We start from the raw sequence: 13,365 nt of genomic DNA, 5'->3' as shown, positions 1-13,365 counted from the left end.
GGAAACGGGTGGTACGGAGAACTCTGTGGAGCCCGGACGGGGCGGACGGCGTCGCATCGCGCCGCCGACCGCCCCTCCGGTCGCTCAACCGGGAACGATTACTTCTCGTCCTGGTAGCACGGCTGGTCGCCGCCGAGCAGACGCAGCTTCAGGTCGGGAAGCTTGAACGTGCCCGCCGTGGTCGCCCACGCCTTCTGGCGCACGTTCGTCAGGACCGCCTTGTCCGCGCGCTGCGAGAACGCGTACGGGCTGGCGACCGTGCCGGCCTGCGGCTTCGTCTTGTGGCTCGGGTCACCGACCGCGACACCGATGTCCAGGTTCTGGAACTCGGCGTCGGTGTCGAGCTCGGCAACATCCAGGTAGATGTTGTCGGCGACGGCCGGCTTGCCCTTGTGGCCGGTGCGCAGCTGCAGCGTGATGTTGCCCAGCGGAGTCGGGGTCACCAGCGACTGGCACATGTTGGTGATCTCGGCGTGGCTGAACCCGGAGATGGTGACCGGGTGGTGCTGCGCGTTGCCCTTGAGGTCGTGACCCTCGGCAATGCCGCCGTACTGGATGAGGTTGTCACCGTCGAGCTTGTCGGCCGAGACCTTGAAGTCCTGGCCGGAGACGCTGAAGGACGCCGCGAGGGCACCCTGCGCCAGACCCACACCGACCGCGGCGGTGGCCGCGATGCTCGGCACCATGACGAGCGCGAAGCGCTTCCATCTGGTCCCGCCACGAACCTGAGAACTCATTTCGTTCCTCCTTCTCGGACGTACATCTCCGGTCCGGGCCCTGCCCGTCCTGGGATGGGAGAAGTGCTACGTCCTCGGGAAGGAGCGCAGGCGGCCCGGCCGCGGCTGTGCCACGTCCGAAACACCGGCGATCACCCCCGAGCGACAACCACTGGGCCACGCGTTCGCGCAACCTGGAGGACAGGCCCCACCGTGTGGCAGGAACCCCCCTGTCCAACGGCCGGTGCCACTGTCACCGGCCGGCTCGGTGGGGACCCTCCACCGCGTTCCGAGTGAGCGGCTCTGCGGGAAGGACCGAGCGTCGCCGATCGTGGTCCATTCCAGGCCGGGGCACAAGGGGGTTCGTTACTGGCGGGTAACGGCAAGATAACCGGGATACGACCCACTGCCGCCGAGTGACGACACAGGGTGTCACCGAGGGCCACGACACATCGGTGGAAGAGTGAACACTCCGGACAGTTCACGGGGTTCGACTTACTGCGAGTAACAGCGACCGCGATTGCCAAGTTTTGGCAAAGTGCGGCCGCTGTTTATCTCCGTGTCAACAAATCGTCGGCTTCTCGAGCCGGTGCCGAGCGGGCGCCGGGACCTGCCGGAGCACGTGGTGGAGCCCGCCACGGAGCCCGTCGTGGGCCGCGCTAGAACAGCACCCGAGCCAGCGCCGTGCGCGCCGCCGTGACCCGCGGGTCGTCGGCGCCGATGACCTCGAACATCTCCAGCAGCCGCAGCCGCACGGAGTCCCGCTCCTCACCGAACGTCACGCGCACGGTGTCCACCAGACGCCCGAAGGCGTCCTCGACGTGACCGCCGACGAGGTCGAGGTCGGCCGCGGCGATCTGGGCCGCCGGGTCGCGCGGGTTCTCGGCGGCCGCGGCGCGCACCGCCTGCGGGTTCATGTGCTGGACCCGGGCGAGGAGTTCGGCCTGCGCCAGGCCCAGCTTGGCCTCGCTGTTGGTCGGGTCGTCGGCGAGTACGTTCTTGTACGCCTGCACGGCACCGCCCAGGTCGCCCGCGTCCAGCGCGACGACGGCCGCCTCCAGCAGCGCGTCGTGCGGACCGGCCGGGACCTCGGCCTCGGCGTCGGCCGCGGCGACGGGCTCCGCGTTCGGATCCACCTCGATGCCGATGATCCCGAAGCGCTCCTCGGCGACCTGGATCAGCTGGGCGAGGGTCTCGCGGATCTGCTGCTCGGGGGCCACGCCCTGGAACAGCGGCAGCACCTGGCCCGCGACGACGGCGAAGACGGCCGGGATGCCCTGGATGCCGAACTGCTGCATCAGCATCTGGTTGGCGTCGACGTCGACCTTGGCCAGCACGAGGCGGCCGTTCGCCTGGACGGTCAGGCGCTCCAGGAGGGGGCTGAGCTGCTTGCACGGCTCGCACCACTCGGCCCAGAAGTCCAGGACGACCGGGACCTCTGCGGAAAGCTGGAGCACATCGCGTTCGAACCCGGCTTCGTCGACGTCGATGACGAGCGCGGACGGCGGCACGGCGCCGGGGGCCGGGCCGCTTCCGCCGCCCTGGCCGGCCTGGCGCGCCGCTTCGGCGCGGGCCTGCTCGGCCTTGGCCTTGGCCTCGCCGGCCGCCTTCACAGCGGCGAGGTCGACGACGCCGCTCATGGACATGTTTCTGGGCTGCATGCGTACATCCTCCCCCGTGTGCGCGTGCCGACGAAAAAGATCGCGTGAATTGGCCATGGTGCCGCCGTGGCGCGATCGTGGTGCCGTCTGCTGTCGGTCGGCGCCGGGTCCCCACCTGGCGCCTGTAGCTCTTCGCGTGGTTGTCGCTCTTACGCTACGAGCCGTAGCGTAACTCCTCCGGAGTCCTCGGCGCCCCGTGATTTGAACCACAGCGATTCGGGATCCGACGGTTCCGCTACTGACGGGTATGGTCTCGGCCATGCGCAACGCCAGCCCCGGCCGCACCGGCCGCCCTCGCAGCGCCGCGGCGGACGCGGCGATCCTCGCCGCGACGCGTGACGCGCTGGTCGATCTGGGCTGGTCGAAGCTGACGATGGGCGACGTCTCGGCTCGGGCCGGCGTCGCCAAGACCACCCTCTACCGCCGCTGGGCGGGCAAGAACGAGCTGGTCGTGGACGCGGTGGCGGAGCTCTTCGACTCCCTCGAACTGCCGGACCGCGGCTCCCTCGAAGCCGACATCGAGGACGTGGTGCTCCAGTTCGCCGGGCTGCTCCGCCGCCCGGAGGCCCGTACGGCCCTGATGGCGGTCGTCGCCGAGTCCACCCGGGACGAGGCCCTGCGTGACCGGATCCGATCGGCGATCGTGGACCGGCAGAAACGTCTCGTCGTACTGGGTCGCGAACGGGCGCAGGCCCGCGGTGAGCTCCCGCGCGAGGAGGACCAGGCCGTCGCGGGCCACACCACGGACCTGATCTTCGACGTGATCGCGGGCACGGTGGTCCACCGCGCCCTGGTCAGCTCGGAACCGGTGGACGAACTGTGGGTCGGCATGTTCACGACCCTCTTGATGCACGGCCTCAGAGGCCCGAACGCCGACGGGGCCGGAGAATCCGACCCCGCCGGCGTGTGAGGCGCGGGGGCTCCGGGGGCGGGGCCCCCGGCAACGGCGCCGCAACCGGTCCGCGGACCCGGCGGAGCCGGACCCGCTAGAAGCCGGGCGGCTCCGTGTACGTGCCCCACTCGTCCCGCAGCACGTTGCAGATCTCGCCCATCGTCGCCTCGGCCCGCACCGCGTCCAGCATCGACGGGATCATGTTCGACCCGTCGCGGGCGGCGGCCAGCATGGCCTCCAGGGCGGCCGTCACCTTGGCGTCGTCGCGGCGCTCCTTGCGCGCACCGAGCGCGCGGACCTGCTCCCACTCCACCTCGTGGCTGACCCGGAGGATCTCCAGGTCGCCGGTGACGGAGCCGTGGTGGACGTTGACGCCGACGACCCGCTTGTCGCCCTTCTCCAGCGAACGCTGGTACTGGAAGGCCGATTCGGCGATCTCCCCGGTGAACCAGCCGTCCTCGATGCCGCGCAGGATGCCCGAGGTGATCGGCCCGATGGGGTGCTGCCCGTCCGGGTGGGCGCGCAGGCCCCGCTCCTTGATCTGGTCGAAGATCTTCTCGGCGTCGGCCTCGATGCGGTCGGTGAGCTGCTCGACGAACCACGAACCGCCCAGCGGGTCGGCCACGTTGGCGACGCCGGTCTCCTCCATCAGCACCTGCTGCGTGCGCAGCGCGATCTCGGCGGCCTGCTCGCTCGGCAGCGCGAGGGTCTCGTCGAGGGCGTTGGTATGCAGGGAGTTGGTGCCGCCGAGCACGGCCGCGAGGGCCTCCACGGCGGTGCGCACGACGTTGTTGTACGGCTGCTGCGCGGTCAGGGAGACACCGGCGGTCTGGGTGTGGAAGCGCAGCCACATCGACTTGTCGCTCTTGGCCCCGTAGACCTCCTTCATCCAGCGCGCCCAGATACGGCGGGCGGCGCGGAACTTGGCGATCTCCTCGAAGAAGTCGAGGTGCGCGTCGAAGAAGAAGGACAGGCCGGGCGCGAAGGCGTCCACGTCCATGCCGCGCGAGAGCCCGAGCTCCACGTAGCCGAAGCCGTCCGCCAGGGTGTACGCGAGCTCCTGCGCGGCCGTGGCCCCGGCCTCGCGGATGTGGTAACCGGAGACGGACAGCGGCTTGTAGGCGGGGATGCCCTTCGTGCAGTACTCCATGAGGTCGCCGATGAGGCGCAGGTGCGGCTCCGGTTCGAAGAGCCACTCCTTCTGGGCGATGTACTCCTTGAAGATGTCGGTCTGGAGCGTGCCGTTGAGCACGGCCGGGTCCACGCCCTGCCGTTCGGCGGCGACCAGGTACATGCAGAAGGCGGGCACGGCCGGGCCCGAGATGGTCATGGAGGTGGTGACGTCGCCGAGCGGGATGTCCTTGAACAGGACCTCCATGTCGGCGGCGGAGTCGATGGCGACCCCGCAGTGCCCGACCTCGCCGAGCGAGCGCGGGTCGTCGGAGTCGCGCCCCATGAGGGTCGGCATGTCGAAGGCCACGGAGAGCCCGCCGCCGCCGGCGGCCAGGATCATCTTGTAGCGCTCATTGGTCTGCTCGGCGTTGCCGAAGCCGGCGAACTGCCGGATCGTCCATGTCCGACCCCGGTAGCCGGTGGCGTGCAGGCCGCGGGTGTAGGGGTACTCCCCCGGCCACCCGATGCGCTCGAACCCCTCGTACGAGTCCCCGGGCCTGGGCCCGTAGACGGGATCGACGTCATCCCCGGAGAGCGTGGTGAAGTCGGCCTCGCGCTTGCGGGCCTTGTCGTAACGGGCCTGCCAGCGGCGGCGGCCCTCCTCGATGGCGTCTGCGTCCATACCCGTGAATTTACTAGGACGTCCTAGTAAATGTCGATGGGAAACCCCGGGGAGTGTCTCCCCGGGGTCGGATGTCGCGGTGCGGCTCTAGCCGGTCACTAGGCGTTGACGGTGGCCGGAGCGCCGAGCACGAGCGGCTCGACCTCGGCGCGGACCTTGCGCTCGACGAAGAACGCGGCCAGCGGGATGGTCCCGGAGGCCAGCACCCACAGCAGCTTGCCGAAGGGCCACTTGGCCTTGGAGCCCAGGTCGAAGGCGAAGACCAGGTAGATCATGAAGAGGACGCCGTGGGCCTGCGAGACCGCGAAGGTCAGGTCGGCCCCGGTGTCGAAGCCGTACTTCGCCACCATGCAGGCACAGAGGATCAGGAGCATGACCGCGGTCACGTAGGCCATGACGCGGTAGCGGGTCAGCACGCTTCGTTTCATGCCGTCGAGCGTACGCGTCCGTTTTGCGCGATCTTGACGCGGGCCGGTTCCCGGCCGGCCTAGTTCTCGTCGAAGTCGGCGGCGGCCACGCGCAGCGGGCGCAGCAGCGCGAAGATCTCCCCGCACTCCTCGGCGTCGTAGACGCCCAGACCGAAGTCGATCTCCATCAGGTCCCGGGTGGCGGCCTCGACGACCTCGCGGCCCTTGTCGGTGATGGAGGCGAGCGTGCCGCGCCCGTCGTTGGGGTTGGGCCGCTTGTCGACCAGCCCGGAGCGCACCAGCCGGTCCACGGTGTTCGTCACCGACGTCGGGTGGACCATGAGCCGCTCCCCGATCTTCGACATCGGCAGCTCGCCCGCCTTGGAGAAGGTGAGCAGTACCAGCGCCTCGTAGCGCGCGAACGTCAGTCCGTACGGCTTGACCACCGCGTCGACCTCGCCGAGCAGGATCTGGTGCGCCCGCATGATCGAGGTGATGGCGGCCATCGAGGGCACCGGCCCCCAGCGTTGCTGCCAGAGTTCGTCGGCGCGGGCGATGGGGTCGAAGGGAAGGCTGAGCGGCTTGGGCACGCACCGACCCTACCGGGCGGTCATTTGGTGACCACCCCCGTCTCATCCCTCGGCCCTCCCCCCGCACCTCCCCGCGACCGGCCGCTCGCCCGGAGCTCGGCCAGCAGCACCAGGACGACCACGGTTCCGACGACCCCGGCCCCGGCGACGACCCCGTGCACGGGCAGGAACTCGGCGGCGAGGCCGGCGAGGGCCATGCCGACGCCCTGGAGGGTCATCAGCCCGGCGCCGAGCAGGGTCATCGCGCGGCCGCGCAGCTCTTCGGGGACGGCGTCGACGTACCACTGGTCGAGCCCGAGGGTGTGCGCGTGGGCGAGGCCGGCGAGGGCCAGGGCGACGAGGACTCCGGGCACGCCCGGCCTGACGACGTAGAGGAGCAGCGCGAGCGGCCCGACGGCGGCGAGCGGGGCCACGATCCGGGAACGCGTTCGGGCGGTGAGCGCGGAGCCGGCCCATAGCTCGCCCGCGATGGTGCCGACCGGCATCGCGCACATCAGCAGCCCGAGGACGGCGGTGCCGGCGCCGATCTCGGCGGCGTAGGGGGCGAGCAGCGCCTCGGGGACGACGAGGAAGAGCGACGGCAGCCAGAAGAGCAGGGTGAGCGCGCGCAGCCGGCGGTCCCCGAGCACGGCTCGGGCTCCGGCGAGCGGAGAGGTACGGGCGCCGGAGCCGCGGGCGGGCCGGAGCAGCGTGCCGAAGCGCAGCAGTAGGGCGGAGGCGAGGAATCCGGCGGCGGTGAGTGCGATGGCTCCGCGCGGCGCGAGGACGGTGAGCAGGAGCCCGCCGAGTCCGAAGCCGATGAGCAGGGCGCTCTGGGCGACCATGCGCAGCAGCGAGCGGCCGAGTACGAAGACCTCGCCGGGGCCGAGGACGTCCGTGAGGGAGGCGTTGCGGGTGCCCTGGAACAGCGGCGCCACGAAGGCCATGGCACAGCGCAGTACGAGGAGCACCGCGACGGGCGCGCCGGGCACGGCCATGGCCGCCGCGCAGGCCGCGCAGACCAGGTCGCACCCGACGAGCACCCGCCGGGCGGGGTACCGGTCGGCGATCCCGGAGAGCAGGGTGCCCCCGAGGGCGTACGGGAGGAAGCCGAGGGCGAAGGTGAGCGCGCTCATCAGGGGCGAGCCGGTGGTGCGGTAGACGAGGACGGTGAGGGCGATCTCGGCGACGACGACGCCGAGCACGGACATCAGGTGCGCGGCGAAGACGGCCCGGAACTCCCGTACCCGGAACACGGAACGGTAGCCACGGGGGGTGGCGGTGGGGGTGACGGTTGCCATGCGGGCAGCCTGGCGGGGCTACCGTGGCCGGCGTAGAGATTCGTCCTGAGCCGAATGTCCTGAGGACCGGCGGGGCACACCGTGGCTCCGCCCCGGACCCCCGGTCCTCAAACGCCGGACGGGCTGGATCTGCCTCCGGCGGGGCTGAATTGCCCTTCGCGCAAGCCGGCAGCAGCCGAATCCAGCCCCTCCGGCGTTTGAGGACCGGGTCCGGGGCGGAGCCCCGGGGAACGGTGGAAGGGCGGGTAGGGGACGGCTCCGCGCAGCGGCTGCCGCCCGGCCGCAGCCGCGGCCACCGCCGGAGCGCGGCGGGCGCAAAGGGAGCGGGAGAGGGAGGGGAACGGGATGGGGTTCCATTACCGGTTCGGGCCCGGGGACCTGTTGCGGTGCCGGTTCGCGGTGTCCCCGAGGTGGGAGACCCAGGAGGCCGTGCGGACCCTGCTGCGACCGCACCGGCAGGCGTACCACCTGCCCTGGCTGCGGCGGGTCCGGACCGCGGCCGAGGGGCTGGACCTGCGGCCGCTCTGGCTGCTCATGCCCCGGACCGGGCACAATCCGGACTTCCTCAGCCCGCCCCCGCTCGGGCCCTCCGTCACGTTCGAGGAGGAGCTGGTCCGGGTGCGGGCCGCCGATCCTGGCGCGGCCCGGGAGGATCTGCGGCGGTCCCTCGTCTGCACCCCGGGGGCCCTGGAGAGCGACATCGGGCAGCGCCTCCTCGCGGATCCCGCCCGCGCGGTGCGCGAGCTGGCCGACCTGATGGAGCGGGCCTGGCAGACGCTGGTCGCCCCGGACTGGCCGCGGCTGCGCGCCCTGCTGGAGGCCGACGTCCTGTTCCACTCCCGTCGGCTGGCGGCCGGCGGGCTCCAGGCGCTGTTCGACGGTCTGCATCCGGACCTGCGGTGGCACGGCGACACCGACACCCTCACCATCGACCGGCCCGGCCGCCACGACCGGGCGCTCGGCGGTCAGGGGCTGCTGTTGATGCCGAGCGCGTTCGGCTGGCCCGAGGTGGTCGGCGGCTACGACCCGCCCTGGCAGCCCACGCTCGTGTACCCCGCGCGGGGCGTCGGCGCGCTGTGGACGGCCACGGCGGGGCCCGCGCCGGACCCCTTGGCCCGGCTGCTCGGGCGGGCCCGGGCCGAGGTGCTCTGCGCGCTGGACGAGCCGGGTTCGACGACCGCTCTGGCCCGCCGGCTCGGCCTGGCCGCGTCCACCGTTTCGGCGCACCTCGGCGTCCTGCACGCGGCCGGTCTGCTCACCTCGGCCCGCCACGGCCATCAGGTCCTGTACGAGCGCACCCCGCTGGCCATCGCCCTGACCTCGGTGTCGCAGACGGGTGATGAATGACCGTCATGTCACGATTGACGACGGTTTGTCCCCGACCCTTCGTCCCGAGGAAGCCGGATGCCCCCCGCCGCTCCACGACGCCGTCTGTCGACCCTCCTCGGCCTGCTCCTGCTCCTCGCGGCCGCCCCGGCCTGTTCCGAGGAGCCCGCGCCGCCCCTCCCCGGGAGCCCGGCGGCCGCGCCACCCGCCGAATCCCCCTTCTGGGTCGACCCGCAGAGCCCGGCCGCCCGGCAGGTCGCCGCCTGGGAGGCGGCGGGCCGCAACGGCGACGCCGAGGTGCTGCGCAGGATCGCGGACCGGCCGACGGCCCTGTGGGCGGCCGGTGACGACCCGGGCCCCGGGATCCGCCGGGCCGCGGCGGGGGCCCGCGCCGCCGGGCGGACGATGGTGCTGACCGCGTACAACATCCCCTACCGCGACTGCGGGCAGCGCCCGGCGGGCGGCGCCAAGGACGCCCGCGCGTACCGCGGCTGGATCGGCGCCGTCGCCGACGGCATCGGCGGGAGCAAGGCCCTCGTCGTCCTGGAGCCGGACGCCGTCGCGCACACCGTCGACGGCTGCACGCCCTCCGGTCGCCACGCCGAGCGCTACCGACTGCTCTCGGAGGCCGTGGCCCGGCTCAAGCGGAACCCGAACACCAAGGTCTACCTCGACGCGGGCGCGCCGGACCGGATCCACGAACCGGCGGACCTCGTCGCACCCCTCCGCGAGGCGGGCCTGGAGCGCGCCGACGGCTTCGCCGTGAACGTCTCCGGCTTCGGGAGCGACGCGGACGCCCGGGCGTACGGCGCCGAGATCTCGAAGGCCGCGAAGAAGGCGCACTTCGTCATCGACACCGGCCGCAACGGCGAAGGCCCGCCGCCCGGCGACGACGTGCGGGCCCGGTGCAATCCCCCGGGCCGCTCCCTCGGACGGCCGCCGACCGACCGCACGGACGACCCGCTCGTCGACGCGTACCTGTGGGTGAAGCGGCCGGGCGACTCCGACGGAACCTGCCGCGGCGGCCCGGCGACCGGCACGTGGTGGCCGGACTACGCCCTGGGCCTGGCCCGCCGCGCCAAGGAGTGAGCCGGGCCGACTAGGTACCGGCGCCGCGCCGCAGGCCGTGCCGTACCGCGCGCCGGCCGAGCGGCCCGAGCTCCTCCAGCACCCGGGCGAGCCCGGCGAGCTGTTCGAGGGCGTCGAGCGCACGGCCGGCGCCCAGCGGGTCCACCCCCTCGTAGAGCTCGATGCCGACGAAGGAGGCGGCCGTGGCGCGCGCCAGCCCCGCCGGATCGGTCAACCCGGCGAGCGGTGTCGCCGCCAGCAGCCGGGTGAGCACCGTCTCCAACTCCTCGATCCACAGTCCGAGCCCGGCGGCGGTGGCGGCCGCGAGGGCGGGCGAACCCTGCCCGGCCGCCAGCATCTGTCCGAGCACGGCGACGTGCCCGCCGGCCCGCTCCTCGGCGTGCATCTCCCGGGCGAACTCCAGCAGCCCGGCGAGACTGTCCAGTTCCGCGAGCCGGTCGCGGTAGCGGGCGACCCGCTGCTCGGCCCCGAACCTGCACGCGGCGCCGAGCAGTTCGTCGACGGAGCCGAAGTGGTAGAAGATCAGCCCCTGCCCCACTCCGGCGGTGGCGGCGATGGTGCGGGCCGAGGTCTTGGCGATGCCCTGCTCGACCAGGGTGCGAAGGGCCCCTTCGAGGAGCTTCTCCTTGGTCGAGGCGCTCACGCGCGGGCCTCCTCGCGCACGGGTCGCAGGTCGCGACGGACGCCGTGGGAGCGGACGTCCACGTACTCGGTCGTGAAGGTCCCCTCGTAGCCGAAGAGCGGGCCGAAGTGCCGGTTGACCACGCGCACCCGGACCCGGAACCGGCCGGTGGCCTCGTCGAAGGACTCGCGCAGCTCGGCGTCGCCGCCGATGAGCCCGGGGACGCGGACGTCCACGGGGCCCTCGCGGAAGCGGTGCTCGCCGGAGCGGATGAGCAGAGAGCCGTCGGACTCGGCACTCATGTGGAGGTCGCTGGCGAGGTGCTGGTGGGTGCCCAGGTAGTCGAGGACGCAGTCCCGTTCGGGGCTGTGCACCATCGTGGCGTCGAAGCGGTGGGGACCGCCGGGCAGTCGAAAGGTCCGTACGAAGGTGACGGTCTCCCGCCCGAAGGAGTCGAGGTACGGCATGTTCTCGATGACGAACGGGACGTCCCTCCCCTCCCGCGGAACCAGGATGTTCCGCGTCCCGCCGATCCGCAGGAACGGCTTCACGAAGCGGCCGCCGTGCCAGATCCGCTCCATGACCCCGCGCCCGACGCACCCCTCCCCGCTCTCCAGCCCGACCGAGAAGCGGCGTTGGATCTCGGGGTGCAGCCGGTCGAAGTCGGCGCCCATGTGGGCACGGAAGATCGAGGTCATGACGCCTCCAGACGGACGTGTTTGAGCGATCGCTCAAAACGGCACCCTAGGCGGAGTTGAGCACTCGCTCAACCACCTTTCCGGACATGCGAAAGCGCCCCCGGCCGCACAGGGCCGGGGGCGCTCGGAAAACACGGCGGCGGGCGGGTCAGCCCTCCGCGAGGTGGCGTTCCACCGTTTCGACCTTCGACGTGATCCCGTCCGTGACACCGGGGCGGATGTCGGCCTTGAGGATGAACGAGACCCGTGGCGCCCGCTCCTCGACCGCCGCGACCGCGCGCCGGACCACGTCCATGACCTGGTCCCACTCGCCTTCCACGGTGGTGAACATCGCGTCGGTGCGGTTCGGCAGACCCGACTCGCGGACCACGCGCACCGCGTCGGCCACGTACTCGCCGACCTCTTCACCGACCCCCAGCGGGGTCACCGAGAACGCGACGATCATGCGCCGGCCACCTCACGCGCACGGGCCGCGACCACGCTGTCGGCCTCGTCGCGCTTGAGGAGCTTGTCGCCGTACAGGCCGCCGAAGGGCAGCAGCGCGAGCACGAAGAACAGGGCGACCTTCTTGAACGGCCACTTCGCCTTGTTCCAGACGTCCAGCAGGAAGATCGCGTAGATCGCGAACAGGATCCCGTGGAGGATGCCCAGAGGCATCATCAGGTAGTCGACGTCCGAGATCCGACTCAGCAGCGAGCCGAAGATCAGCAGGGCCGGGAAGGACAGCGCCTCCGGGACGGAGATGAGGCGCAGCCGGTGCAGGGCGGAGGCGGTCTTGATGTCCACGGGGAACCTTCGGGGTGGCGGTCAGTTCGTCCCAGTGTCTCAGCCGCTTTACGGGATCTTGACCCGGCCCCCGGACCCGGCCCCCGCCGCCCGACGCCGACCCCGGGAACCGGAGGCGACACCGCCGCTCTTGGTTGCGTTGCCCGGGTGTGGCGTATATCGGCCGCCGCGCCCTGTTCGCGTCCGCCCGCTGCCTATAACGTCTCCCCGTGGCTCAGTTCCGACTCCAAGGCAGCAAGGTGCTCGCCGTCGACCTGACCGGGGATGCCGTGAAAGCGAAGAACGGCTCCATGGTCGCGTACGACGGTCAGATGGCCTTCAAGAAGATGACCGGCGGCGGCGAAGGCCTGCGCGGCATGGTGACGCGCCGGCTGACCGGCGAACAGATGACCGTGATGGAGGTACAGGGGCACGGCACCTGCTTCTTCGCGGACCGCGCGAGTGAGATCAATCTCGTCAATCTGCGCGGCGAGAAGCTCTACGTCGAGTCCAGCAACCTGCTGTGCACCGACGCGGGCCTGCGCACCGGCACGACCTTCACCGGCCTGCGCGGCGCGACGACGGGCAACGGCCTCTTCACCACGACCGTCGAGGGTTCGGGGCAGGCGGCCATCATGTCCGACGGCCCCGCGGTGGTGCTCCGCGTGAGCTCCCAGTACCCGCTCTCCGTGGACCCGGGGGCGTACATCGCGCACACCGGCAACCTCTCGCAGTCCTTCCAGTCCGGTGTGAACTTCCGCACTCTGATCGGCGAGGGCTCCGGCGAGTCCTTCCAGATCCGCTTCGAGGGCGAGGGCCTGGTGTACGTGCAGCCGAGCGAGCGCAACACGATCGGCGGCGACCTCTGATGCCGTTCCGCGAGATCAACTCGAAGATGGTCGAGGCCCAGGTGGTCCCGGGCCAGAAGATGTACAGCCAGCGCGGCGCCATGCTCGCGTACCGCGGCGAGGTCTCCTTCACCCCGAGCCTGACGGGCGGTCAGGGCGGGGTGATGGGCATGATCGGGCGCCGCGTGGCGAACGAGCAGACCCCGCTGATGTCGGTCGAGGGCAGCGGCACCGTGATGTTCGGCCACGGCGGCCACCACATCCAGGTGATCAACCTGACCGGCGAGACGCTCTACGTCGAGGCCGACCGGCTGCTGGCCTTCGACGGCACCCTCCAGCAGGGCACGATGTTCATGGGCTCGCAGGGCGGGGTCATGGGCATGGTCCGCGGCCAGGTGACCGGCCAGGGCCTGTTCACCACCACCCTCAAGGGCCACGGCTCGGTGGCCGTGATGGCCCACGGCGGGGTCATCGAGCTCCCGATCCACCCGAACCGCCCGGTGCACGTGGACCCGCAGGCGTACGTCGCCCACCACGGGGACGTCCGCAACAAGCTCTCCACGGCGCTCGGTTGGCGGGACATGGTGGGGCGCGGTTCGGGTGAGGCGTTCCAGCTGGAGCTGTCCGGTCAGGGCGCGGTGTACGTACAGGCCTCGGAGGAAAAGCTGTGAACTAC

General features: G+C 71.6%; 15 protein-coding genes. 5 read left to right on the top strand and 10 right to left on the bottom strand.

Annotated features, from left to right (window positions below; all coding sequences use genetic code 11):
- Window positions 1–98 precede the first annotated feature (98 nt).
- Window positions 99–737, bottom strand: coding sequence for a DUF6230 family protein (locus ACFYYJ_RS27105; RefSeq protein WP_384587295.1), 639 nt, complete (start codon window positions 735–737; stop codon window positions 99–101).
- A gap of 638 nt (window positions 738–1,375) precedes the next feature.
- Window positions 1,376–2,377: a tetratricopeptide repeat protein gene (locus ACFYYJ_RS27100; protein WP_385122142.1), complete on the bottom strand. Its 1,002-nt coding sequence runs from the start codon at window positions 2,375–2,377 to the stop codon at window positions 1,376–1,378.
- A gap of 259 nt (window positions 2,378–2,636) precedes the next feature.
- On the opposite strand from ACFYYJ_RS27100, the gene ACFYYJ_RS27095 reads away from it, so the two are divergent.
- Window positions 2,637–3,287, top strand: coding sequence for a TetR/AcrR family transcriptional regulator (locus ACFYYJ_RS27095; RefSeq protein WP_385122139.1), 651 nt, complete (start codon window positions 2,637–2,639; stop codon window positions 3,285–3,287).
- A gap of 76 nt (window positions 3,288–3,363) precedes the next feature.
- Here ACFYYJ_RS27095 and ACFYYJ_RS27090 read toward each other — a convergent pair whose 3' ends face one another.
- From ACFYYJ_RS27090 to ACFYYJ_RS27075, 4 genes are all read right to left on the bottom strand, one after another.
- Window positions 3,364–5,064: a methylmalonyl-CoA mutase gene (locus ACFYYJ_RS27090; RefSeq protein ID WP_385122136.1), complete on the bottom strand. Its 1,701-nt coding sequence runs from the start codon at window positions 5,062–5,064 to the stop codon at window positions 3,364–3,366.
- 98 nt (window positions 5,065–5,162) lie between these two features.
- Complete coding sequence (locus ACFYYJ_RS27085) at window positions 5,163–5,492, bottom strand: DUF3817 domain-containing protein (protein ID WP_384587285.1); 330 nt, start codon at window positions 5,490–5,492, stop codon at window positions 5,163–5,165.
- Window positions 5,493–5,551: 59 nt separating this feature from the next.
- Entirely contained in the window at window positions 5,552–6,061 is a 510-nt protein-coding gene (locus ACFYYJ_RS27080; protein ID WP_384587283.1) for a MarR family winged helix-turn-helix transcriptional regulator, read from the bottom strand.
- A 20-nt stretch (window positions 6,062–6,081) separates the two neighbouring features.
- Complete coding sequence (locus tag ACFYYJ_RS27075) at window positions 6,082–7,341, bottom strand: MFS transporter (protein ID WP_389136185.1); 1,260 nt, start codon at window positions 7,339–7,341, stop codon at window positions 6,082–6,084.
- A gap of 345 nt (window positions 7,342–7,686) precedes the next feature.
- On the opposite strand from ACFYYJ_RS27075, the gene ACFYYJ_RS27070 reads away from it, so the two are divergent.
- Both ACFYYJ_RS27070 and ACFYYJ_RS27065 read left to right on the top strand, forming a co-directional pair.
- Window positions 7,687–8,688: a DUF5937 family protein gene (locus tag ACFYYJ_RS27070; RefSeq protein WP_389136182.1), complete on the top strand. Its 1,002-nt coding sequence runs from the start codon at window positions 7,687–7,689 to the stop codon at window positions 8,686–8,688.
- A 57-nt stretch (window positions 8,689–8,745) separates the two neighbouring features.
- A complete protein-coding gene (locus ACFYYJ_RS27065) occupies window positions 8,746–9,756 on the top strand; it encodes a glycoside hydrolase family 6 protein (protein WP_389136180.1) in 1,011 nt (336 codons plus the stop codon).
- A 10-nt stretch (window positions 9,757–9,766) separates the two neighbouring features.
- On the opposite strand, the gene ACFYYJ_RS27060 is transcribed toward ACFYYJ_RS27065, so the two are convergent.
- From ACFYYJ_RS27060 to ACFYYJ_RS27045, 4 genes are all read right to left on the bottom strand, one after another.
- On the bottom strand, window positions 9,767–10,399 hold the full coding sequence (locus tag ACFYYJ_RS27060) for a TetR/AcrR family transcriptional regulator (RefSeq protein ID WP_389136177.1): 633 nt from the start codon (window positions 10,397–10,399) through the stop codon (window positions 9,767–9,769).
- Entirely contained in the window at window positions 10,396–11,076 is a 681-nt protein-coding gene (locus ACFYYJ_RS27055) for a DUF4166 domain-containing protein (RefSeq protein ID WP_385122123.1), read from the bottom strand. Before ACFYYJ_RS27055 ends, ACFYYJ_RS27060 begins: the two co-directional genes overlap by 4 nt.
- Window positions 11,077–11,224: 148 nt before the next feature.
- Complete coding sequence (locus ACFYYJ_RS27050) at window positions 11,225–11,521, bottom strand: MTH1187 family thiamine-binding protein (RefSeq protein ID WP_345499757.1); 297 nt, start codon at window positions 11,519–11,521, stop codon at window positions 11,225–11,227.
- Window positions 11,518–11,862 (bottom strand): DUF3817 domain-containing protein, encoded by a 345-nt coding sequence (locus ACFYYJ_RS27045; protein ID WP_389136174.1) that lies wholly within the window; start codon window positions 11,860–11,862, stop codon window positions 11,518–11,520. Before ACFYYJ_RS27045 ends, ACFYYJ_RS27050 begins: the two co-directional genes overlap by 4 nt.
- 209 nt (window positions 11,863–12,071) lie before the next feature.
- On the opposite strand from ACFYYJ_RS27045, the gene ACFYYJ_RS27040 reads away from it, so the two are divergent.
- Window positions 12,072–12,710, top strand: coding sequence for an AIM24 family protein (locus ACFYYJ_RS27040; RefSeq protein ID WP_376658844.1), 639 nt, complete (start codon window positions 12,072–12,074; stop codon window positions 12,708–12,710).
- Window positions 12,710–13,360, top strand: a complete 651-nt coding sequence (locus tag ACFYYJ_RS27035) for an AIM24 family protein (RefSeq protein ID WP_384595834.1) — start codon at window positions 12,710–12,712, stop codon at window positions 13,358–13,360. The genes ACFYYJ_RS27040 and ACFYYJ_RS27035 overlap by 1 nt, the downstream gene beginning before the upstream one ends.
- Window positions 13,361–13,365 lie beyond the last annotated feature (5 nt).

It is taken from the genome of Streptomyces sp. NPDC002467 (assembly GCF_042889825.1).
Classification (GTDB): Bacteria; Actinomycetota; Actinomycetes; order Streptomycetales; family Streptomycetaceae; genus Streptomyces.
This window is presented reverse-complemented; position numbering and strand designations above follow the sequence as displayed.